The sequence below is a fragment of the Xylophilus ampelinus genome (assembly GCF_003217575.1).
GTDB classification, from domain to species: domain Bacteria; phylum Pseudomonadota; class Gammaproteobacteria; order Burkholderiales; family Burkholderiaceae_C; genus Xylophilus; species Xylophilus ampelinus.
Window position 1 is genome coordinate 178,498 of the sequence record NZ_QJTC01000004.1, and the last position, 20,218, is coordinate 198,715.

22 protein-coding genes and 1 tRNA gene are annotated in these 20,218 nt (G+C 67.9%); 4 read left to right on the forward strand and 19 right to left on the reverse strand.

Annotated features, from left to right (window positions below; translation table 11 throughout):
* Nucleotides 1-20 precede the first annotated feature (20 nt).
* The 4 genes from kdpA to DFQ15_RS04880 all read right to left on the reverse strand — a co-directional run bounded on the left by kdpA (nucleotide 21) and on the right by DFQ15_RS04880 (nucleotide 4,449).
* A complete protein-coding gene (kdpA, locus tag DFQ15_RS04865; RefSeq protein ID WP_110464887.1) occupies nucleotides 21-1,802 on the reverse strand; it encodes a potassium-transporting ATPase subunit KdpA in 1,782 nt (593 codons plus the stop codon).
* Nucleotides 1,799-1,897: a potassium-transporting ATPase subunit F gene (locus tag DFQ15_RS04870; RefSeq protein WP_110464888.1), complete on the reverse strand. Its 99-nt coding sequence runs from the start codon at nucleotides 1,895-1,897 to the stop codon at nucleotides 1,799-1,801. Before DFQ15_RS04870 ends, kdpA begins: the two co-directional genes overlap by 4 nt.
* 324 nt (nucleotides 1,898-2,221) lie before the next feature.
* Nucleotides 2,222-3,148: a glutaminase gene (locus DFQ15_RS04875; protein WP_110464889.1), complete on the reverse strand. Its 927-nt coding sequence runs from the start codon at nucleotides 3,146-3,148 to the stop codon at nucleotides 2,222-2,224.
* Nucleotides 3,149-3,507: 359 nt separating this feature from the next.
* Nucleotides 3,508-4,449 (reverse strand): SDR family oxidoreductase, encoded by a 942-nt coding sequence (locus DFQ15_RS04880; protein ID WP_199399814.1) that lies wholly within the window; start codon nucleotides 4,447-4,449, stop codon nucleotides 3,508-3,510.
* 365 nt (nucleotides 4,450-4,814) lie between these two features.
* Between DFQ15_RS04880 and DFQ15_RS04885 the strand changes: the two genes are divergently transcribed.
* Complete coding sequence (locus tag DFQ15_RS04885) at nucleotides 4,815-5,801, forward strand: tripartite tricarboxylate transporter substrate-binding protein (protein ID WP_110464890.1); 987 nt, start codon at nucleotides 4,815-4,817, stop codon at nucleotides 5,799-5,801.
* 123 nt (nucleotides 5,802-5,924) lie between these two features.
* Here the strand turns inward: DFQ15_RS04885 and DFQ15_RS04890 are convergent, their stop codons facing one another.
* On the reverse strand, nucleotides 5,925-6,248 hold the full coding sequence (locus DFQ15_RS04890; protein WP_110464891.1) for a DUF1840 domain-containing protein: 324 nt from the start codon (nucleotides 6,246-6,248) through the stop codon (nucleotides 5,925-5,927).
* Nucleotides 6,249-6,514: 266 nt separating this feature from the next.
* Between DFQ15_RS04890 and DFQ15_RS04895 the strand changes: the two genes are divergently transcribed.
* Together DFQ15_RS04895 and DFQ15_RS04900 are read left to right on the forward strand one after the other, a co-directional pair.
* Nucleotides 6,515-7,702, forward strand: a complete 1,188-nt coding sequence (locus DFQ15_RS04895; protein WP_110464892.1) for an aminopeptidase — start codon at nucleotides 6,515-6,517, stop codon at nucleotides 7,700-7,702.
* Complete coding sequence (locus DFQ15_RS04900) at nucleotides 7,699-8,046, forward strand: polyhydroxyalkanoic acid system family protein (RefSeq protein WP_110464893.1); 348 nt, start codon at nucleotides 7,699-7,701, stop codon at nucleotides 8,044-8,046. Before DFQ15_RS04895 ends, DFQ15_RS04900 begins: the two co-directional genes overlap by 4 nt.
* 31 nt (nucleotides 8,047-8,077) lie before the next feature.
* Here the strand turns inward: DFQ15_RS04900 and DFQ15_RS04905 are convergent, their stop codons facing one another.
* From DFQ15_RS04905 to DFQ15_RS04915, 3 genes are all read right to left on the reverse strand, one after another.
* Nucleotides 8,078-8,332 carry an acyl-CoA-binding protein gene (locus DFQ15_RS04905; RefSeq protein WP_110464894.1) on the reverse strand — a complete coding sequence of 85 codons (255 nt, stop codon included), beginning with the start codon at nucleotides 8,330-8,332 and terminating at the stop codon, nucleotides 8,078-8,080.
* 150 nt (nucleotides 8,333-8,482) lie between these two features.
* Complete coding sequence (locus DFQ15_RS04910; protein WP_233504278.1) at nucleotides 8,483-9,760, reverse strand: M20 aminoacylase family protein; 1,278 nt, start codon at nucleotides 9,758-9,760, stop codon at nucleotides 8,483-8,485.
* 150 nt (nucleotides 9,761-9,910) lie between these two features.
* The gene (locus DFQ15_RS04915) at nucleotides 9,911-11,056 is read right to left on the reverse strand and encodes an ABC transporter substrate-binding protein (protein ID WP_110464896.1); all 1,146 of its coding nucleotides are present in this window, start codon (nucleotides 11,054-11,056) and stop codon (nucleotides 9,911-9,913) included.
* 108 nt (nucleotides 11,057-11,164) lie between these two features.
* Between DFQ15_RS04915 and DFQ15_RS04920 the strand changes: the two genes are divergently transcribed.
* Nucleotides 11,165-13,228, forward strand: coding sequence for a molybdopterin-containing oxidoreductase family protein (locus tag DFQ15_RS04920; protein ID WP_110464897.1), 2,064 nt, complete (start codon nucleotides 11,165-11,167; stop codon nucleotides 13,226-13,228).
* Nucleotides 13,229-13,397: 169 nt separating this feature from the next.
* Here the strand turns inward: DFQ15_RS04920 and DFQ15_RS04925 are convergent, their stop codons facing one another.
* From DFQ15_RS04925 to rpmD, 11 genes are all read right to left on the reverse strand, one after another.
* The gene (locus DFQ15_RS04925) at nucleotides 13,398-14,486 is read right to left on the reverse strand and encodes a DUF2272 domain-containing protein (RefSeq protein WP_158529005.1); all 1,089 of its coding nucleotides are present in this window, start codon (nucleotides 14,484-14,486) and stop codon (nucleotides 13,398-13,400) included.
* Nucleotides 14,487-14,570: 84 nt separating this feature from the next.
* Nucleotides 14,571-14,647, reverse strand: a tRNA-Met gene (locus tag DFQ15_RS04930).
* Nucleotides 14,648-14,670: 23 nt separating this feature from the next.
* Nucleotides 14,671-15,072 (reverse strand): 50S ribosomal protein L17, encoded by a 402-nt coding sequence (gene rplQ, locus DFQ15_RS04935; protein WP_110464899.1) that lies wholly within the window; start codon nucleotides 15,070-15,072, stop codon nucleotides 14,671-14,673.
* A gap of 93 nt (nucleotides 15,073-15,165) precedes the next feature.
* Entirely contained in the window at nucleotides 15,166-16,158 is a 993-nt protein-coding gene (locus DFQ15_RS04940; protein ID WP_110464900.1) for a DNA-directed RNA polymerase subunit alpha, read from the reverse strand.
* A gap of 127 nt (nucleotides 16,159-16,285) precedes the next feature.
* Nucleotides 16,286-16,909 (reverse strand): 30S ribosomal protein S4, encoded by a 624-nt coding sequence (gene rpsD, locus DFQ15_RS04945; RefSeq protein WP_055840918.1) that lies wholly within the window; start codon nucleotides 16,907-16,909, stop codon nucleotides 16,286-16,288.
* Nucleotides 16,910-17,042: 133 nt separating this feature from the next.
* Nucleotides 17,043-17,447, reverse strand: coding sequence for a 30S ribosomal protein S11 (gene rpsK / locus DFQ15_RS04950; RefSeq protein ID WP_055840921.1), 405 nt, complete (start codon nucleotides 17,445-17,447; stop codon nucleotides 17,043-17,045).
* 19 nt (nucleotides 17,448-17,466) lie between these two features.
* Nucleotides 17,467-17,832 carry a 30S ribosomal protein S13 gene (rpsM, locus tag DFQ15_RS04955; RefSeq protein WP_055840924.1) on the reverse strand — a complete coding sequence of 122 codons (366 nt, stop codon included), beginning with the start codon at nucleotides 17,830-17,832 and terminating at the stop codon, nucleotides 17,467-17,469.
* Nucleotides 17,833-17,851: 19 nt separating this feature from the next.
* The gene (rpmJ, locus tag DFQ15_RS04960) at nucleotides 17,852-17,965 is read right to left on the reverse strand and encodes a 50S ribosomal protein L36 (protein ID WP_005793651.1); all 114 of its coding nucleotides are present in this window, start codon (nucleotides 17,963-17,965) and stop codon (nucleotides 17,852-17,854) included.
* Between the two features lie 236 nt (nucleotides 17,966-18,201).
* Nucleotides 18,202-19,521 (reverse strand): preprotein translocase subunit SecY, encoded by a 1,320-nt coding sequence (gene secY / locus DFQ15_RS04965; RefSeq protein WP_110464901.1) that lies wholly within the window; start codon nucleotides 19,519-19,521, stop codon nucleotides 18,202-18,204.
* 58 nt (nucleotides 19,522-19,579) lie between these two features.
* Nucleotides 19,580-20,011, reverse strand: coding sequence for a 50S ribosomal protein L15 (gene rplO / locus DFQ15_RS04970; RefSeq protein WP_110464902.1), 432 nt, complete (start codon nucleotides 20,009-20,011; stop codon nucleotides 19,580-19,582).
* A 12-nt stretch (nucleotides 20,012-20,023) separates the two neighbouring features.
* The gene (rpmD, locus tag DFQ15_RS04975) at nucleotides 20,024-20,206 is read right to left on the reverse strand and encodes a 50S ribosomal protein L30 (RefSeq protein WP_055840933.1); all 183 of its coding nucleotides are present in this window, start codon (nucleotides 20,204-20,206) and stop codon (nucleotides 20,024-20,026) included.
* Nucleotides 20,207-20,218: the final 12 nt, after the last annotated feature.

The following is a 20,218-nucleotide window of genomic DNA, read 5'->3' on the forward strand; positions in this document are numbered from 1 at the left end:
CGTTTCTCCGGCGCGGCGGCTCAGCGGCCCGCCCACAGCATCAGGTGCTCCACCACCGGGCCCAGGGCCAGGGCGGGCACGTAGTTCAGCAAGCCCACCAGCAGCACCGTGCCGATCAGCAGCGCCACGAAGAGCGGGCCGTGCGTGGGCATGGTCCCGCTGTTCGCGGGCAGCCGCGGCTTGGCGGCCAGCGCGCCGGCGATCGCCAGCACCGGCACGATCACCGCGAAGCGGCCGAGCCACATCGCGACGGCCAGCAGCACGTTGTAGAAGGGCGTGTTGGCCGACAGGCCGGCGAAGGCGCTGCCGTTGTTGTTGGCCGCCGAGGTGAGCGCGTACAGCACCTCCGAGAAGCCGTGCGGCCCCGGGTTGGCGATGCCGGCCGTACCCGCGGCCACCAGCACCGCGACCGCCGTGCCCACCAGCACCAGCGTGGGCGCGACCAGGATCACGATCGAGGCCATCTTGATCTCGTAGGCCTCGATCTTCTTGCCCAGGTACTCGGGCGTGCGGCCGATCATCAGCCCGGCGATGAACACCGCCAGGATCGCGAAGACCAGCATGCCGTAGAGGCCCGAGCCCACGCCGCCGAAGACCACCTCGCCCAGCTGCATCAGCACCAGCGGCACCATGCCGCCCAACGGGGTGAAGGCGTCGTGCATCGCGTTCACCGCGCCGCAGGAGGCCGCGGTGGTGACGGCCGCGAAGAGCGCCGACGCGTCGATGCCGAAGCGCGTCTCCTTGCCCTCCAGGTTGCCGGCGCCGCCGTCCATGCCGAGCGCGGTCAGCAGCGGGTTGGCGGCATGCTCGGCGGAGATCACCGCGACCACCGCGACGACGAACAGCACCGCCATCGTGGCCAGCACCGCCCAGCCCTGCCGGCGGTCGCCCACCACGCTGCCGAAGCTGAAGCACAGCGCCGCCGGGATCAGGAAGATCGCCAGCATCTGCAGGAAGTTGGTCAGCGCCGTCGGGTTCTCGTAGGGGTGCGCCGAGTTGGCGTTGAAGAAGCCGCCGCCGTTCGTCCCCAGCATCTTGATCGCCTCCTGCGACGCGACCGGGCCCATGGCCAGCGTCTGGGTCCGGGTGGTGGCGTCCTCCAGTACCGGCTTGCCTTCGGCGTCCACCACCGGCTGGCCGTCGGCGCCCGTCCTGGGCTGCTGGTAGGCGACCGATTCGAGCATCTGCACGCTCTTGTAGCCGTCGAGGTTCTGGATCGTGCCCTGCTGCACCAGCACCAAGGCCAGCACCACCGACAGCGGCAGCAGCACCCAGCCGGTGATGCGGGTCACGTCCACCCAGAAGTTGCCGACCGCGCCGGCCGAGCGTCCGGCGAAGCCGCGGATCAGCGCGAAAGCCACCGCGATGCCCGTCGCGGCCGAGAGGAAGTTCTGCACCGCCAGGCCCAGCATCTGCACCAGGTAGCCCATGGTGGATTCGCCGGCATAGCCCTGCCAGTCGGTGTTGGCGACAAAACTGATCGCCGTGTTGAAGGCCGAATCGACCGACACCGGGCCCAGGCCCTGCGGGTTGAACGGCAGCCCGCCCTGCAGCCGCTGCAGCGCATAGACCGCCACCGCGCCCAGGGTGTTGAAGGCGAGCAGCGCCAGGGCGTAGCGCTTCCAGCCCATGCCCTGGGCCGGGTCGACGCCGGCCAGCCGCCACAGCGGCGTCTCCACGGCCCGCATCCAGCGCGGCAGGGCGCCGGTGCACAGCCCCGCCAGCGCGCGGCCCAGCGGCAGCGCCAGCACCAGCAGCACGGCAAGGAAAAGGCCCAGCAGGCCCCAGGCGGCGGCGCTCACAGGTCCTCCGCGCGCAGCAGCGCCACGACCAGGTAGACCAGCAGCGCCAGCGCGGCGAAGCCCGCAGCGCCGTAGAGGGTGGCGGTGGCGATCATGGCCGGCCTCCGCGCTGCGGCCGCAGCCTTTCGCAGCCGTGCGCCATCGCGGCCACCAGCCCCCAGAACAGGGCGAATCCGCCCACCGCCAACACGTCCCACCCGTCCATAGACCCCTCCGCGCATCGCGTAAAAATCGATGGGCCAAGTCTCGTCAGCGGCGCGTAAAAACGGGGGCGAGACTCCTGCGGGCGGTATAAAGAAAGCGTATACGAATGCTATCGAATTAATAGCTTATAGCCGGCATACCACGCCGGCGGGAGGCCGATTCGATGCGCAATCCAGGGCCTGCGGATCGCCGGCCGGCCCGGCGGCGCTGAACGGTCAGAAGACCGACAACCCCGTCTTCGCCACGAACAGCTCCAGCGCCTGCATGCCCAGGTGCGAATTGCCGTTGTGGTCGAGCGCCGGCGACCAGACGCAGATGCTCAGCTCGTCGGGCAGGATCGCGACGATGCCGCCGCCCACGCCGCTCTTGCACGGCAGCCCGACGCGGAACGCGAACTCGCCCGCCGCGTCGTAGGTGCCGCAGGTCAGCATCAGCGAATTGATCCGCCGCGCCTGCCGGTCGGTCACCACCGGCTCGCCGCCGTAGGGGTGCACGCCGTTGCGGCACAGATAGCCGGCGGCGCGCGCCAGCTGCACGCAGTTCATCCGGATCGCGCACTGGTGGAAGTAGGCGTCGAGCACCTTCGCCACCGGGTTGTCGATCTTGTCGAAGCTCTTCATGAAGTTGGCCACCGCCAGGTTGCGGTAGCCGTGGGCGGCCTCCGACTCGGCCACCTCCGACTCGGCCACCTCCGGGTCGATCGCGACCGGCTCGCCGCAGACGCTTTCGAGCAGCGCCAGGATCGCCGCGGGCGCGTCGCCCAGGCTCACCAGGCGATCGGCCACCGCGATCGCGCCGGCGTTGATGAACGGGTTGCGCGGCACGCCCTGCTCGAACTCCAGCTGGATCAGCGAATTGAATGCGGTGCCCGACGGCTCCCGGCCGATGCGCTCCCACAGCGCGTCGCCGAGCGCCTTCATCGCCAACGTGAGCGAGAAGACCTTGGAGATGCTCTGCACCGAGAACATCTCGCGGCTGTCGCCGCTGGCCGCCTCCTGGCCGTCGCAGGTGCGCAGCGCGATGCCGAAGCGCTCGGCCGGCACCCGGGCCAGCGCGGGAATGTAGTCGGCCACCTTGCCGGCCTGGCCCATCCGGGGCCGCAGTTCGGCGGCGATCTCGTCGAGGACGGTCTGGAAATTCATGGGGAAGCGGCGCCTGGAGGAGAAAAGGCTGCATTGTCGGCGGGCCGTGCGGCGGAGGCATCGTCCTGCAGCGCGGGTCGCGCATGCCGCAGCGCGCCCGGCACGCCTGCCGTGGCGGCGCCCGCCACAGGGCTCGCGCACGGCGACACCGTACTGCGCAAGAACGGGTCGCGCCGCGGTGCCGTGCAGGCGACGTCTTCGCGACGGCTTTAGAGCGGCTAACACAACCCTTCTGGTGTCGTTGCCGCACCTTGTCGTACTACTCGTACTGTCTGCGATGCGGCGCCTAGCCAGAACGGCTTCGCTGGGTTGTGTTAGCCGCTCTTAGAGCGTGTTGTGCGCTTTGTTGACGTACCCGATCAGATCGCGCCGACGCTGCCGGTCACCGGTAGCACGATGCCGGTGATGTAGCCGGCGCAGGCCGGTGCCGCCAGGAACACGTAGGCCGGCGCCAGCTCTTCCGGCTGGGCGGGGCGGCCCATGTCGGTGTCCTTGCCGAACTTGCGCACGTCGCTCGGCTTCTTGTCGGCCGGGTTCAGCGGCGTCCACACAGGGCCCGGCGCCACCGCGTTCACCCGGATGCCGCGCGGCAGCAGGTTGGACGCCAGCGCCTTGGTGAACGCATGGATCGCGCCCTTGGTGGCCGAATAGTCCAGCAGCTGCTTGCTGCCGCGCAGCCCGGTGGTCGAGCCGGTGTTGAGGATGCTGCCGCCGCGCGGCAGGTGCGGCAGCGCGGCCTGCACCATGTGGAAGTAGCCGTGCACGTTGGTGCGCAGGGTCATGTCGAGCTGCTGCTCGGTGATGTCGGTGATGTCCTCGGCATGCGACTGGAAGGCGGCGTTGTTGACCAGCACGTCGAGCCGGCCGAAGGCCTTGACCGTCTTCTCCACCGCACGCCTGCAGAACGCGGGCTTGCGCACGTCGCCCGGGATCAGGACGCAGCGCTGTCCTTCGGCTTCGACCGCGCGGCGGGTGTCCTCGGCGTCCTGGTGCTCGTCGAGGTAGACGATCGCGACGTCGGCCCCCTCGCGGGCGAACAGCACCGCGACCGACCGGCCGATACCCGAATCGCCCCCGGTGACGAGGGCCGCCATGCCGCCGAGCTTGTGGCTGCCGGCGTAGTCGGGCGCGTCGTAGCGGGGGCGCAGCGCCATGCTCCGCTCCAGGCCCGGCTTGGCGAGGCGACGGTTGGGCAGCGGCGTCTCGGGCTGGCGGCGGGCGCCGGCCTGCACCGGTTTCTTGGGCGCCGCGCCGGCGCGGGCGTCGCGGGCGGTCTGGGCACGCTGGATCGCGCGCTGGATGGTGGCGGTGCCGGTGACTGCCGCGCGGGACGATGCGGCGGCGGTCTTGCGGGCCGGCGTGGCGCGGGCAGCGGCCTTGCCGGCCGGGGCCGTGCGGGAAGGGGTGGAAGCGCCGTTGCGGGTACTGGAGCGGGAAGTCGGCACGTTGGAGAGGGCTGCACGGGCCAGCCGCGGAGGCGGCGGCACCCGGTCCCGGTGCGGTCCATGCTAGGGACAGCTCCGGCGGGCGGTGTAACAGGGCTCCCGGCGGCCCAGATCGGGGGGCAAAACCCCACACGGCAATGCCCTCGGTTCTAGGGTAACTGCCTGTTGCATTTGCAAAACCCGTGGCTATGATCGCTCGTTATTTGATAGGAAGACCGCTCATGCACAAACTGCTTTCTCTCGCCGTACTGGCAGCGGCCGCGCTCGGCGCCATCGGCGTACAGGCCCAGGATTTCCCCGCCGGCACGCCGGTGACGATCGTGGTGCCGTTCGCCGCGGGCGGCCCGACCGACCGGGTGGCGCGCGATCTGGCCGAAGCACTGCGCAAGCCCCTGGGCGGTGTGAGCGTGATCATCGAGAACGCCGCCGGTGCCGGCAGCACCATCGGCACCGCCAAGGTGGCCCGCGCCAATCCGGATGGCTACACCCTGCTGCTCAACCATATCGGCATGGCCACGATGCCCGGCCTCTACCGCAAGCTGCCGTTCAAGGTGGAGACCGATTTCGAATACCTCGGCATCGTCAACGACGTGCCGATGACCCTGATAGCCAAGCCCGCTCTGCCGGCCAACACGTACAAGGAACTGACCGGCTGGATCGCCGAGAACAAGGGCAAGATCAACCTGGGCAACGCGGGCGTCGGCTCGGCCTCGCACCTGTGCGGCCTGCTGTTCCAGAGCGCCACCAAGGTCGAGATGACGCCCGTGCCGTACAAGGGCACCGCGCCGGCCATCGCCGACCTGATCGGCGGCCAGATCGATCTGCTCTGCGACCAGACGACCAACACCACCTCGCAGATCGAGGCCAAGAAGGTCAAGGCCTATGCGGTCACCACCGACAAGCGCCTGACCACGCCCGCCCTGAAGGACCTGCCGACACTCGCCGAGTCGGGCCTGAAGGATTTCCAGGTCACGATCTGGCACGGCCTGTACGCCCCCAGGGGCACGCCGGCCCCGGTGCTGAAGAAAATCAACGACGCACTCAAGGTCGCGCTGAAGGACCCGGAATTCGTCAAGAAGGAAGAAGGCCTGGGCGCCGTGATCGCCAACGACAAGCGGGTGGAACCTGCCGGCCACAAAAAGTTCGTCGCGGCCGAGATCGCCAAGTGGACCCCGATCATCCAGAACGCGGGCGTCTACGCCGACTGAGTGTTTCCGCCCGCAGCGCGAAGCCGCCGTGGCCCACCCGGGCCCGGCGGCTTTTTTCAGTGCGCGGTCCGCGCGGCCGGCGCCGCATGCCGGCTGCAGCCACTTTTCATCCGGGAATCGGGCTCAGACGCCCCAGACCACGTCCTTGCCTTCGGCCGCGCTGCGCTTGAGCATGTCGATGAAGGGCGCTGTGCGCTGGCGCAGGGTGACGCTGTGGGCGCCGTGCGCATGGTGGCCTGCGCCGTCGGCGTTCTCGTCGGCCACCTGCTGGGGCTGCTCTTCGTCGTGGCGCACCGCGGCCTCGAGGGCGACGACGGCGCCGGGGATCTGGGCGACGGTGATGATGCCCTGGTGGGCCGGCTCCTTGCCGATCAGCTTGAGCATCTGCTGGGCACTGGCTTCGAGCAGGATGACTTCGGCGGTGGCTTGGGATTTGAACTTGAACATGGTGTCGTCTTTTTGGGCTGATGTGAGGTCGCGCCACCGGGGCGTCTGCGGATTGTGCCGCGTGCGGCGCGGCCGACTGCAACTGTCCGTCAGGCCGCGCTGCGGCCGGCCTGCGTAGAGCACGGCACGAACCGTCGCAGCCGAGACACCGATACCGGTGCTCACCCGACCGGGCGGCGGCGCGCCTACACTCCCGGGCGTTCGCGGGTTTCCGCGCCACCGCCCACCGCCCACCGCCCACCGCCCACCGCCCTTCCGATCGTCGCATGCCCGTCGCCCGCCCTTCCGCCCTCCTCCACCGGCCCGCCGCCCTGCGTATCGCCGCCGCCTCGCTGGCCGCCGTGCTGCTCGCCGGCTGCGCCCATACCCGAGACACCACCGGCTACTACTGGGACGCGGTGACCGGCCACCTGCGGGTGATGCAGGCCGCGCGCCCGATCGACCAGTGGCTGGCCGAGCCCGCCGCGCCGCCCGCGCTGAAGGAGCGGCTGCAGCTGGCGCAGCGGATCCGCGCCTTCGCCTCGCGCGCGCTCGGCCTGCCCGACAACGCCAGCTACCGCCGCTATGCCGACCTGAAGCGCGCCGCGGTGATCTGGAACGTGGTGGCCGCGCCCGAACTCTCGCTGGAGCTGCACACCTGGTGCTTCCCGGTGGCGGGCTGCGTCGGCTACCGCGGCTACTATGCCGAAGCCCAGGCGCAAGCCGAGGCCGCCCGCCTGCGGGCCGACGGACTGGAGACCGTCGTCTACGGCGTCCCGGCCTATTCCACGCTGGGCTGGATGAACTGGCTGGGCGGCGATCCGCTGCTCAACACCTTCATCGGCTACCCCGAGGGCGAACTGGCCCGCATCGTCTTCCACGAGTTGGCCCACCAGGTCGTCTATGTGCGGGACGACACCAGCTTCAACGAATCCTTCGCGACCGCGGTGGAACGCCTGGGCCAGCAGCGCTGGCTGGCGACCGAGGCCTCGGAGGCCGCCCGGCAGGACTACGCCCGCTTCGAGGGCCGCCGCCGCGATTTCCGCACCCTGGTGCAAACCACCCGCGACCGGCTGCGGGCGATCTACCAGACCCGGCCCGCCGACGGTGCAGCGGACGAGCGGCCGGCGCAGAAGGCCGCCGCGCTGGCCGAGTTCCGCAGCGCCTACGCCGCGCTGCGCGCCGGCTGGGGCGGCGACGCGGCGCAGGTTTCCGGTTACGACGCCTGGGTGGCGCGGGCCAACAATGCGGCTTTCGGTGCGCAGGCGGCCTACGACGAGCTGGTGCCGGGCTTCGAGGCGATCTTCGCCCGCGAGGCCCGCGCCCCCGGCGATCCGTGGCCCCGCTTCTACGCCGAGGTGCGCCGCCTGGCCGCGCTGCCGCGGGCCGAGCGTCGGGCCGCACTGGCCGAGGCCGCCGGCAGCGGCGCCGCGAGCACCGCTTTTTCTGACCACCTACCGGGAGCCCGTTCGTGACCGATCTCAATCTTCGACGTGACCATGCCCTGGGCCAGGCGGCCGCGCGGCGCGTAGCGCGCCACTGGGCCGAGCGCATGGTCGAGCGCTACGGCATGGAATGCCGATACGAGGAATCGGCCGTAGCCGACGAGGCCGACGTGCTGCACTTCACCGGCAGCGGGGTGACCGGCACCCTGGAGGTGGCGCCCGAGAGCTTCGAGCTCGACGCCAAGCTCGGGCTGCTGCTGAGCGTGTTCCACGACCGCATCGCCGAGGAGGCGCGCAAGGCGCTGGATGCGATGGCGGTGGACGGCCTGCCGCTCGCGGCGGCCGCGGCGGAGCCGTTGCCGCCCGCGGCCTGAGAGAACGGCGGCGCCGCGTACACCGCGCAGGCTACTCCAGCGAGGCGATCAGATCGATGTACTGCTGGCGCGCCGCGTCGCCGGCGGTGCCCTCGAGCCTGGTCCAGGCGTCCCATTTGGCGCGGGCGACCACGTCGCTGAAACTCGGCCGCTTCTCGACGTTGTCGCCCTGCGTCGCCTGCTTGTAGAGCGCGTATATCTTCAGCAGCGTGGGGTTGTCGGGCCGCTCGGCCAGGTTCTTGGAGCGGGCGACGGCTGCGTCGAAATCGGCGATCAGATCGGGCATGTGCGGTGGTCGAGGGCGGGAGGAACGCGCATCTTACGGTGGCGGCGCACCGGGTTTGCACGCAGTGCCCGAGCCCCTGGCCCGGCGGCGCGCCGGATGATTTTGCTATTAAATATATAGCTACAGGTCGATGCTCTGTAATGGCTGCGGCTACTTTTTATCGCTTTTCTGAATCGGCGACGGCGTGGAGAACCACTTCTGCACCAGTCGCACCCAGCAGCGCGCCCCGATCGGGATCAGCGCATCGTTGAAGTCGTAGCTCGGGTTGTGCAGCATGCAGGGACCCATGCCGTGGCCCTCGTCGCGGTGGCTGCCGTCGCCGTTCGAGAGGAAGGCGTAGGCGCCGGGCCGCGCCCGCAGCATGTACGAGAAATCCTCCGCGCCCATCGTAGGCTCCTGCTCCTGCAGCCGGTCGGGACCGACCACCTCGGCCACCACGTCGCGCAGGAAGTCGGCCGCGGCCGCGTCGTTGACCGTCGGCGGATAGTTGCGGTCGAAGACGAACTCGCACCGCGCGTCGAACGCGGCGCAGGTGTGCTCGGCCACGGTGCGCATGCGGGCCTCCAGCAGATCGAGCACCTCCAGGCTGAAGGTGCGCACCGTGCCCTCCAGCACGCAGCTGTCGGGCACGATGTTGGTGGCATCGCCGGCGTGAATCATCGTGACAGAGATCACGCCCGCATCCAGCGGCTTCTTGTTGCGGCTGACGATGTTCTGGAAGGCCTGCACCATCTGGCAGGCGATCGGCACCGGGTCGATGCCGAGGTGCGGCATCGCCGCGTGCGAGCCCTTGCCGCGGACGGTGATCCTGAACTCGTTGGACGATGCCATCACCGGCCCGCTGCTGACCGCCATGTGGCCCGTCGCCATGCCCGGCCAGTTGTGCAGGCCGAACACCGCCTCGGCCGGAAACTTCTCGAACAGGCCTTCTTCCACCATCACCCGGGCGCCGCCGCCGCCCTCCTCCGCCGGCTGGAAGACCAAATACAGCGTGCCGTCGAAGTCACGGTGCGCGGCCAGGTACTGGGCCGTGGCCAGCAGGATCGCGGTGTGGCCGTCGTGGCCACAGGCGTGCATCCGGCCCGGGTGGCGGCTCGCGTGGGCGAAGGTGTTGAACTCCTGCAGCGGCAGCGCGTCCATGTCTGCGCGCAGGGCCAGGGTGCGGCTGCTGGTGCCGCCGGTACCGCGCAGGGTGCCGACCACGCCGGTGCGGCCCAGGCCCCGGTGCACCGGAATGCCCCATTCGGTGAGTTTCCGCGCGACCAGCGCGGAGGTGCGGACCTCTTCGAAGCCCAGTTCGGGGTGGGCGTGGATGTCGCGCCGCAGCGCGGTGATCGCCTGGATCTCGGGGCTGTCGGGGTGCAGCGCGTCCGGCAACGCGCCGGTGGCGGGAACATCGGCGACATCGGTCATGACGGAGGGGGGCATGCGGGACTCCTGGAAACGGCGACGGGCCGCACGCGGCCCGCCTGGATGCGTGCGGAACAGTCTACTGCGCTTCCTGAACGGCCCGCGGGCTCCGCGAGCGGCACTGCGCGGCCGACGACCTCTTCTGCCGCCCGGACTTCCAGGCCTTGACTAGGCCTTGACCCGGCCGTCGCCGGTCAGCATCGACAGCTCGACGAATTTCGACGCCACATGGCTGCTGGCGCTCAGGGACACCGGCAGGCCGGCGATGGTGGCGTTGCCGATCGACTCCAGACCGCCGACCAGGCTCTCGCGGTCGACCGAGCCGCGCGCGCGGCGCATACCCTCGACCAGCACCCGTGCGGCCAGGTAGCCCTCGAAGGCGGTGTAGCCGGGCGTGACCTTGCCGCCGCCCTTTTTGACCGCATCCACAAATTCGCGTGACGCGGCATGGCTGCTCTTGAAGGGCGAGGGCAGCACCTGCGCGACCACCACCCCTGCGCCGACCGCTCCCAAGGTCTGGCCCAGCGTCTGCGTGTCGACGACGGACATGCAAAAGCACATGCCGCCGAACCCCGCCTTGCGCGCCGCCCGGATGAAAGCCGCGCAGGGCGAGAGCGTACCCACCATCACGATGGCCTCGGGCCAGTTCTTCGAGAACTTTTTGACCGGTTCCGACATGTCCACCGCTTCGCGGTCGACCGCGACCAGCGCGGAAGGCTGCAACTTGCGCGCTGACAGGGCCTTGACGACACCGTCCAGGCCGACCTTGCCGAAGGCGTCGGTCTGGTAGACGACTCCGATGCGGCTCAGGTTCATCGAAGTCTGCTGCTTGACGATGACCTCCGCTTCCTCGTCGTAGGAAGCACGCAGGAAGAACACATTGCGGTTGAACGGCTCGCGCAATGCGGGTGCACCCGTGAGCGGTGCGATGAAGGGCACATGCGCCTGCGTCGCCACCGCGAGCGCTGCCTGGCTCGTGGGCGTGCCCACATAGCCGAAGAGCGCGGTCACGTCCTCGGCCAGCAGCTTGCGGGTGTTGTCGGCGCAGCGTCCGGGATCGTAGGCATCGTCGAGCGTCTTCAACTCGATCGGACGCCTGCCGATGCCGCCCTGGGCATTGACCTGGTCGAAGCAAAGACGAGCGCCCTCTGCATATTGAATACCGAGCGGGGCGAGCGGTCCGGTCAGCACGGTAGACTGGCCCAATACTATGCGGCCTTCTTGGGCCCATGCCGACGGATTTGCGGCCATCGCCAGACCGGTTCCAAGCAATGCGCCGGAAAAAGATCGGCGGCTGACGTTCGAAAAATTCACTGTGTGCGCTCCAGCATCAGGGGTAACGCCTAATTCTGGCGCGAGAGAAGTGTAAGCAAATATTAGCAATCGAATCAACTTCGACGAAATTACTTCGCCTATCTTTACATGTTTGCTATCGCACCCGCCATTTCGGAAGCATCCGTGCGCGTGCGCGGCGCCTGTCCGCACGACTGCCCCGACACCTGCGCCCTTGTCACCACCGTCGAGGCTGGCCGTGCCGTGCGGGTCCAGGGCAGCGCCGACCACCCCCAGACCGGCGGCGTGCTCTGCACCAAGGTCTCGCGCTACCCCGAGCGGGTCTATCACCCCGAGCGGCTGCTGCAGCCGATGCGCCGGGTCGGCCCCAAGGGCGGCGGCCAATTCGAGCCGGTGGGCTGGGACGAGGCGCTGGACGCGATCGCCCGCCGCCTCTCGGCCATCGCCGCCCATGCGCCCGAGGCGATCCTGCCCTACAGCTATGCCGGCACCATGGGCCTGGTGCAGGGCGAGAGCATGGACCGCCGCTTCTTCCACCGGCTGGGCGCCTCGCTGCTCGACCGCACCATCTGCGCCTCGGCCGGCGCCGAGGGCCTGACCCAGACGCTGGGCGGCAAGGTCGGTATGAAGGTGGAGCATTTCGCCGAGTCGCAGCTGATCCTGATCTGGGGCAGCAACGCGATCGGCAGCAACCTGCATTTCTGGCGCCATGTGCAGGAAGCCAAGCGCCGCGGCGCCCGCATCGTCTGCATCGACCCGCGCCGCACCGAGACGGCGGAGAAGTGCCACGAGCACGTCGCGCTGCGCCCCGGCACCGATGCCGCGCTGGCCTTCGCGCTGATGCACGAATGCATCGTGCACGACCGGCTCGACCACGACTACCTGGAGCGCCACACCCTGGGCTGGGCCGCGCTGCGGCAGCGCGCGCTGCAGTGGCCGCCCGCGCACGCCGCCGAGGTCTGCGGCGTGCCCGAGGCGCAGATCCGCGCGCTGGCCCACGACTACGGCACCATCCAGCCCGCCGCGATCCGGCTGAACTACGGCATGCAGCGGGTCAAGGGCGGCGGCAACGCCACCCGGGCCGTCGCCTGGCTGCCGGCCCTGGTGGGCGCGTGGCGCCACCGGGCGGGCGGGCTGCTGATGAGCAGTTCGGGCTACTTCCCGGTGCAGCGCGCCGCGCTCCAGCGGCCCGACCTGCTGGCCGGGCGCCGGCCGCGCACCCTCAACATGTCGACCATCGGCGACGTGCTGCTGCAGCCCGCGTCCGACACCTTCGGCCCCCAGGTCGCGGCGGTGGTGGTCTACAACAGCAATCCGGTCGCCGTCGCGCCCGAATCGGCCCGGGTGGCCGCCGGCTTCGCACGGGAGGACCTGTTCACCGTGGTGATCGAGCAGTTCCGCACCGACACCGCCGACTACGCCGACTACCTGCTGCCCGCCACCACCCAGCTCGAACACTGGGACGTGCACCCCGCCTACGGCCACACCGACGTGCTGCTGAACCGCCCCGCCATCGCACCGGTCGGCCAGGCGCGCAGCAACACCGACGTGTTCCGCGGCCTGGCCTCGCGCATGGGCTTCGACGACGCGTGCTTCCGCGACGACGACGAGGCGCTGTGCCGCCAGGCCTACGGCACCCATGTCGACTTCGACCGGCTGCTGCGCGACGGCTTCGCGCCGCTGCCGGTGCCCGATGCGCCCTTCGCCCACGGCGGCTTTCCCAGCGCCTCGGGCCGCTGCGAATTCCTCAGCGAGCGGCTGGTCGCCCAGGGCCTCGACGGCCTGCCCGACCATGTGCCGAACCACGAGGTCGCCGGGCCCGATGCGTCCTACCCGCTGGCGATGATCTCGCCGCCGGCGCGCAATTTCCTCAACTCGACCTTCGCCAACGTGAAGAGCCTGCGCGACATCGAGCGCGAGCCGCTGCTGGAGATCAGCGCCGCCGACGCCGAGGCGCGGGGCATCGCGTCGGGCGACGTGGTGCGGGTATTCAACGGCCGCGGCGAATACCGCTGCAAGGCCGAGGTGAGCCACCGCGCACGGCCGGGCGTGGTGCACGGCCTGGGCATCTGGTGGCGCAAGTCGGGCATCGCCGGCACCAACGTCAACGAACTGACCAGCCAGCGCCTGACCGACCTGGGCCGCACGCCGACGTTCTACGACTGCCTGGTGGAAGTGGCGACGGTGCAGTAAGCCGCTCGACGTCCGCGGCCACGGCGCCCCTGCCGCGGCCGGCCAGCCTGGGACGCAGCCGACGCCGCGGGCCGCTCCGGCATCTTCTATGCTATTAATTCGGCAGCGAAGAGCCGGCGATCCGCGACGGCTACGGCAACGATTCGCTCAAAAATCGGCGCTGCGAAACTCAGCGACGCACCTGGAGCAAGACCGTCCACGGCTGGAAGCTCATGAAGGGCGCACCGCAAGCGCCGGGGTCCTCCACGCATCCGGCGGGCGCGTCGGCGTGGAAATAGCGACGGGCGATCGTGGCGGGCGGGCCGGCCTCCAGCGCCATGCGGCGCCGGGTGACCGACTGCAGCACGTTGCCGCCGATGGTGTCGGCATACCCACCCGGCAGATCGACGTCCACGACGAGGTCGCAATGCATCGGGAACGCACCGCCGGCTCCGCGCTCGGCCAGCGCAGTCTCCACGGCGGCGAACCGGTCCAGCTCGGCACCGCTGCCGCGGGTCTGGCAAACCATGTCGCCCGGGCGCGGCGTGGTGCGGGCGATGGCGCAGGCACGGAACGCGGCATCCGACGGGGTGCCGGCGCGCTCGTCGCGGCTGGCATCGAAGGCCTGCGCCACATACACGTGGTGGGCGTCGGAATAGGCGAACTCTTCGTCGGCCATGTCGGCGCTGCGGGCCAGATAGCTGACGAAGGCGGCAGACCACGGGTTGTCGACCAGCGCCGCCCGCTGGAGAGCGGTGCGGATCGCCAGGCGCTGGCCGTCGTCGAGCGACGACAGCCCTGGATCGGCACCGTCGCCTTTGCCCGCACCGTCGAGCGCGGCCAGGAGCGGCGCCAGCCGCTGGATGCCGCCGGCGGTGCCGCGCAGGTCGCGTGGCTTGCCCGGGTCGAGCGCCTGCCAGTACGCCAGCACCCGGCGCCACGCGGGGCCGCTGCCGTCGGCGAGCGCATCGGTTTCGGCTTCCTGGATGCCGGCCTTGGTCATGCGGCCGTCGGCATCCAGCTGCTGGCCACCGAAGGCCGCATGCTCCTGCATCGCCTGGGCCACCCAGCGCGCCGTGCGGGGGTCGGTGGAGGCCTGAGCCGACGCGGCTGCGCAACTCTGCACGCGGGGTGCGGGCGCAGCGACGGCCTGCGTGGCCCGCGACAGCGCCGCGGCCCGCGGGGACGCCGCACCCGGCCGTGCCGGGACCTGCGCACAGGCGACCAACAGCACGGTGCCCACCACCACCAGCCACCGGAAAGCGCGTATCGGCGTCATGGCCGGCATCCTCATCGCCCAGCGCACAAGCAAAAAAAAGCCCACATCGCTGCGGGCTTCTAAAGCGGCATCGCTGCCGTTGTGTGGTTGCGCGAGCAAGATTTGAACTTGCGACCTTTGGGTTATGAGCCCAACGAGCTACCAGGCTGCTCCATCGCGCGACAAGAATCGTAGTATAGCCTACTTATGCAGTCTTTGCATCGTCTGCGGAAGATTCTTCGCCGGAAGCGGCGCGATCGACCAGTTCGACGAATGCCATCGGCGCGTTGTCGCCCACGCGGAAGCCCATCTTCAGGATGCGGGTGTAGCCGCCTGGACGCGCCTTGAAGCGCGGGCCCAGGTCGGTGAACAGCTTGGTCACGCTGTCGCGGTCGCGCAGGCGGTTGAACGCCAGGCGGCGGTTGGCCAGCGTGTCTTCCTTGGCCAGCGTGATCATCGGTTCGATGACGCGCCGCAGTTCCTTGGCCTTCGGCAGCGTGGTCTTGATGGCCTCGTGCTCGATGAGCGAGTTCATCATGTTATGCAGCATCGCCAGGCGGTGCGAGCTGGTGCGGTTGAGTTTGCGGAGTCCGTGTCCGTGGCGCATGGTGCTTTTTCCTTCGGTTATTAAATCGGGCAGCCGGATCAGGTACTGCCCGAGGCACTGGCCACCGACAGGGTCGGAGGCCGGGTTCTGTGTTTAGCGCTTGTCCAGGCCGGCCGGCGGCCAGCTTTCGAGCTTCATGCCGAGCGTGAGTCCGCGCGAAGCCAGCACTTCCTTGATTTCGTTGAGCGACTTGCGACCCAGGTTCGGGGTCTTGAGCAGTTCGTTCTCGGTACGCTGGATCAGGTCGCCGATGTAGTAGATGTTCTCGGCCTTCAGGCAGTTCGCGGAGCGCACCGTCAGTTCGAGTTCGTCCACCGGACGCAGCAGGATCGGATCGAACGGCGTGTTGCCACCGCGTGGCGTCGGCGCGTCGAAGGCGGCGAGTTCGCCGCCCTCGAGCTGCGCGAACACCGCGAGCTGTTCCACCAGGATCTTGGCCGAGGCGCGCACCGCGTCTTCGGCCGAGATGGCACCGTTGGTCTCGATCTCGACGACCAGCTTGTCCAGGTCGGTACGCTGCTCGACGCGGGCGCTTTCGACGGTGTAGCTGACGCGCTTGACCGGCGAGAACGAGGCGTCCAGCACGATCCGGCCGATCGACTTGGTGGCTTCGTCGGCATAGCGGCGCATCGTGCCCGGCACGTAGCCGCGGCCCTTCTCCACCTTGATCTGCATGTCCAGCTTGCCGCCGGCCGACAAATGCGCGATGACGTGGTCGGGGTTGATGATCTCGACGTCGTGCGGCGTCTGGATGTCGCCGGCCGTCACCACGCCTTCGCCGTCCTTGCGGAGCGACAGCGTCACTTCGTCGCGGTTGTGGAGCTTGAACACCACGCCCTTCAGGTTCAGCAGGATGTTGACGACGTCTTCCTGCACGCCGTCTATCGACGAATACTCGTGCAGGACGCCGGCGATCGTGACCTCGGTTGCTGCATACCCGACCATGGACGACAGCAGTACGCGACGGATCGCGTTGCCGAGCGTGTGGCCGTAGCCGCGCTCGAAGGGCTCGAGGGCCACCTTGGCGCGGTTGGGCGCCAGCTGCTCGACATTGATCGCTTTGGGTTTCAGCAGATTGGTTTGCATGGACTTCCTCTCAATACCCCCAGCTCGTTACACCGGTAAGGCTGCGAAGCCCCGCCCCGCGGTGCCCCGCGGGCCAGGGAAATGAATCGAACGAAATAGGACGCGCCGCACGAGGCGGCGCAGGGCATCAACGCGAGTAGAGCTCGACGATCAGCGATTCGTTGATGTCGGCACCGAACTCGTCGCGATCCGGAACCTTCTTGAAGGTACCTTCGGCCTTGTCGAGCTGGACGTCGACCCATGCCGGCATGCCGACCTGCTGGGCCAGTTGCAACGCTTCGACGATGCGGTTCTGCTTCTTCGACTTCTCGCGAACGGCTACGACGTCACCGGTCTTGACCATGTACGACGCGATGTTGACCGACTGGCCGTTCACCGTGATCGCCTTGTGCGACACCAGCTGGCGTGCTTCGGCGCGGGTGGAGCCGAAGCCCATGCGGTACACCACGTTGTCCAGGCGGGACTCGAGGATGAACAGCAGGTTGGCGCCGGTGTTGCCCTTGCGGCGGTCGGCTTGCTCGAAGTAGCGGCGGAACTGCTTCTCCAGCACGCCGTACATGCGCTTGACCTTCTGCTTTTCGCGGAGCTGCAGACCGAAATCGGACGTGCGCTGGCCGGAAGTGCGGCCGTGCTGGCCGGGCTTCGAGTCGAACTTCGACTTGTCCGCGATCGAGCGACGTGCGCTCTTCAGGAACAGGTCGGTGCCTTCACGGCGGGAGAGTTTGGCCTTGGGGCCGAGATAGCGTGCCACTTGAACGTCCTTCTATGTCATCTTCCGCACGACCATGCGGGAGCCACCGGTGAGACACAGGTGGCGGTGGGCTTAACGGGGAAGCGAAAAAGCCTGCGATTCTAACCGCAGGCTCGACCCGAGCGCAGAACGCTCAGATACGACGGCGCTTTTGCGGGCGGCAGCCGTTGTGCGGAACCGGCGTCACGTCGGCGATCGACGTGATGCGGATGCCCAACGCGCCCAGCGCGCGAACCGACGACTCGCGACCAGGACCGGGGCCCTTGATCTCGACGTCGAGGTTCTTGATACCTTGCTCGATCGCGGCGCGACCGGCGACTTCCGAAGCGACCTGGGCTGCGAAAGGCGTCGACTTGCGCGAGCCCTTGAAGCCTTGACCACCCGACGATGCCCACGACAGGGCGTTGCCCTGGCGGTCGGTGATCGTGATGATGGTGTTGTTGAACGAAGCGTGCACGTGGGCCACGCCGTCCGACACGTTCTTCCGGACCTTCTTGCGAACGCGCTGTGCGGCGTTATTGGCAGGAGACTTGGCCATATTTCTCTTTCAGTCGCGGTTATTTCTTCAGAGCGGCGGCGCCCTTGCGCGGACCCTTGCGGGTGCGGGCATTGGTGCGCGTGCGCTGACCGCGCATCGGCAGGCCACGGCGATGGCGGAAGCCACGGTAGCAGCCGATGTCCATCAAGCGCTTGATATTCATCGTGGTTTCACGACGGAGATCGCCTTCGATGGTGAAGAGAGCGATCTGGTCGCGGATCTTTTCCAGATCCCCGTCGGTCAGATCCTTGATCTTCTTCGAGTAAGCGATGCCGCTCGCTTCGCAGATCTGGCGGGCGCGGGTGCGGCCGATGCCAAAGATGGCCGTCAGGCCGATTTCTGCGTGCTTGTGCGGCGGGATGTTGATGCCAGCAATACGTGCCATGTTGGTCCTCTAAAACTCTTCAACCCTGACGCTGCTTGTGACGCAGGTCGGTGCAGATCACACGCACCACGCCTTTGCGGCGGATGATCTTGCAGTTGCGGCAGATTTTCTTGACCGAAGCCGAAACTCTCATTGCATTCTCCTAAAACTCTTTGATCCATTTCGCCACTCAAGGCGAAAAACATAGTTGCGGGCCCGGAACGGTTCCGCAGACATCGCTGCAGTCGTCGCCAAGCCACCAGAAAGAACCCGCACATTCCGTGTGCCGGCCTTCCCGACATGTGACCTTCCACGCCACTGTGGCTTCACCCACCCCGAGGCGTGCCGCAGCACCCCTCTTCGCTTTTCACATACTCGCCGACCGCCTTTTCAGGCGCCTGGCGAGGTCTTGAAATTTGCCTTCTTCAGAAGCGATTCGTACTGCTGCGACATCAGATAGTTCTGCACCTGGGCCATGAAGTCCATCGTGACGACCACGATGATCAGCAAGGAAGTTCCACCGAAGTAGAACGGCACGTTGTACTTGAGAATCAGGAACTCGGGCAGCAGACACACGAAGGTGATGTAGACCGCACCTGCCAGCGTCAGACGAACCAAAATCTTGTCGATGTAGCGCGCCGTCTGATCGCCCGGACGGATGCCCGGGATGAACGCACCGCTCTTCTTCAGGTTGTCCGCCGTCTCGCGGCTGTTGAACACCAGCGCCGTGTAGAAGAAGCAGAAGAATACGATGGCGGTCGCATACAGCAACACGTAGATCGGTTGGCCCGGCGTCAACGCACCCGAGATATCCTTCAGCCAGCGCATCGAATCGCTTGCGCTGAACCAGTTCACTACAGTGGCCGGCAGCAGGATGATCGACGAGGCAAAGATCGGCGGAATCACGCCGGCCATGTTCAGCTTCAGCGGCAGGTGCGACGACTGGCCGCCGTAGACTTTGTTGCCGACCTGGCGCCGCGCATAGTTCACCAGGATCTTGCGCTGTCCCCGCTCCACGAACACCACGAAGTAGGTGACCAGTGCCACGACCAGCAGGATGAAGATGGCCACGACGACGCTCATCGCGCCGGTGCGCACCAGTTCGAACAGGCCGCCCATCGCGTTGGGCAGACCTGCGGCGATACCGGCGAAGATCAAGATCGAGATGCCATTGCCCAGGCCACGCTCTGTGATCTGCTCGCCCAGCCACATCAGGAACATCGTGCCGGCCGTGAGGCTCACCACCGCCGTCATGCGGAAACCGAGGCCCGGGCTCAGGACCAGTCCGGCGGAGCTTTCCAGCGCGACGGCGATGCCGAAGGACTGAAACAGTGCCAGTCCGAGGGTGCCGTAGCGGGTGTACTGCGTGATCTTGCGCCGGCCGGCCTCGCCCTCCTTCTTCAATTGCTCGAAGGAGGGAAGGACATAGCCCAGCAACTGCATGATGATCGATGCCGAGATGTACGGCATGATCCCCAACGCGAACACGGTGAAGCGCGACAGCGCACCACCCGAGAACATGTTGAACAGGTTCAGGATGCCGCCCTGCTGGCCCTGAAACAGCTGCTGGAGCTGCGCCGGGTCGATGCCGGGAACGGGAATGTGCGCGCCTACGCGGTAGACGACGAGCGCCAACAGCAGAAACACGAGCCGACGGCGCAGATCGCCGAACTTGCCGGTCTTCGCGATGGTTGCTGCGCTAGTAGCCACTGCTGAACTCTTTCAACGTATGCGTCAAGATGGAATGCCGGACTGCTTCAGACCGCACTCAGGCGACGCTGCCGCCTGCCGCCTCGATCGCGGTCTTGGCACCTGCGGTGGCACCCACGCCGGTCAGCTTGACGGACTTCGTCAGCGCACCGGTGTTGATGACCTTCACCACGCGGGCCAACTGGCCGACGAGGCCGGCTTGCTTGAGCGACAGCACGTCCACTTCGGCTAGGCCGAGCTGTTCGAGAGCGGCCAAGGTGACTTCTGCGTTGTACTTGAGGGTCTGCGACTTGAAGCCGCGCTTCGGCAGACGGCGCTGCAGAGGCATTTGACCGCCTTCGAAGCCCACCTTGTGGTAGCCGCCCGCACGGGACTTCTGACCCTTGTGGCCGCGGCCTGCGGTCTTGCCGATACCGGAGCCAATACCTCGGCCTACACGGCGCTTGGCGTGCTTGGCGCCGGCTGCCGGCTTGATGCCATTGAGTTCCATGTCTTGCCTCTGTTAGAGCACTTTGACCAGATAACTGATCTTGTTGATCATGCCGCGAACTTCGGGACTGTCCTGTAGCTCGCTCACGCTGTTGAGCTTGCGCAGGCCCAGGCCGCGAACGGTCGCGCGATGCGATTCCTTGGTGCCGATGGGGCTGCGCACCAGCTGCACCTTGACGGTTTGTTGCGTCGTCATATCGTTACTCCG

What these genes read in the sequence shown, in the direction of transcription:
- DFQ15_RS04870 (WP_110464888.1), bottom strand. Translation starts at nt 1,897, where the DNA reads ATGATCGCCACCGCCACCCTCTACGGCGCTGCGGGCTTCGCCGCGCTG.
- DFQ15_RS04875 (WP_110464889.1), bottom strand. Translation starts at nt 3,148, where the DNA reads ATGAATTTCCAGACCGTCCTCGACGAGATCGCCGCCGAACTGCGGCCC.
- DFQ15_RS04885 (WP_110464890.1), top strand. Translation starts at nt 4,815, where the DNA reads ATGCACAAACTGCTTTCTCTCGCCGTACTGGCAGCGGCCGCGCTCGGC.
- DFQ15_RS04890 (WP_110464891.1), bottom strand. Translation starts at nt 6,248, where the DNA reads ATGTTCAAGTTCAAATCCCAAGCCACCGCCGAAGTCATCCTGCTCGAA.
- DFQ15_RS04895 (WP_110464892.1), top strand. Translation starts at nt 6,515, where the DNA reads ATGCCCGTCGCCCGCCCTTCCGCCCTCCTCCACCGGCCCGCCGCCCTG.
- DFQ15_RS04905 (WP_110464894.1), bottom strand. Translation starts at nt 8,332, where the DNA reads ATGCCCGATCTGATCGCCGATTTCGACGCAGCCGTCGCCCGCTCCAAG.
- DFQ15_RS04910 (WP_233504278.1), bottom strand. Translation starts at nt 9,760, where the DNA reads ATGCCCCCCTCCGTCATGACCGATGTCGCCGATGTTCCCGCCACCGGC.
- DFQ15_RS04920 (WP_110464897.1), top strand. Translation starts at nt 11,165, where the DNA reads ATGTTTGCTATCGCACCCGCCATTTCGGAAGCATCCGTGCGCGTGCGC.
- DFQ15_RS04925 (WP_158529005.1), bottom strand. Translation starts at nt 14,486, where the DNA reads ATGACGCCGATACGCGCTTTCCGGTGGCTGGTGGTGGTGGGCACCGTG.
- rplQ (WP_110464899.1), bottom strand. Translation starts at nt 15,072, where the DNA reads ATGCGCCACGGACACGGACTCCGCAAACTCAACCGCACCAGCTCGCAC.
- DFQ15_RS04940 (WP_110464900.1), bottom strand. Translation starts at nt 16,158, where the DNA reads ATGCAAACCAATCTGCTGAAACCCAAAGCGATCAATGTCGAGCAGCTG.
- rpsK (WP_055840921.1), bottom strand. Translation starts at nt 17,447, where the DNA reads ATGGCCAAGTCTCCTGCCAATAACGCCGCACAGCGCGTTCGCAAGAAG.
- rpsM (WP_055840924.1), bottom strand. Translation starts at nt 17,832, where the DNA reads ATGGCACGTATTGCTGGCATCAACATCCCGCCGCACAAGCACGCAGAA.
- rpmJ (WP_005793651.1), bottom strand. Translation starts at nt 17,965, where the DNA reads ATGAGAGTTTCGGCTTCGGTCAAGAAAATCTGCCGCAACTGCAAGATC.
- rplO (WP_110464902.1), bottom strand. Translation starts at nt 20,011, where the DNA reads ATGGAACTCAATGGCATCAAGCCGGCAGCCGGCGCCAAGCACGCCAAG.
- rpmD (WP_055840933.1), bottom strand. Translation starts at nt 20,206, where the DNA reads ATGACGACGCAACAAACCGTCAAGGTGCAGCTGGTGCGCAGCCCCATC.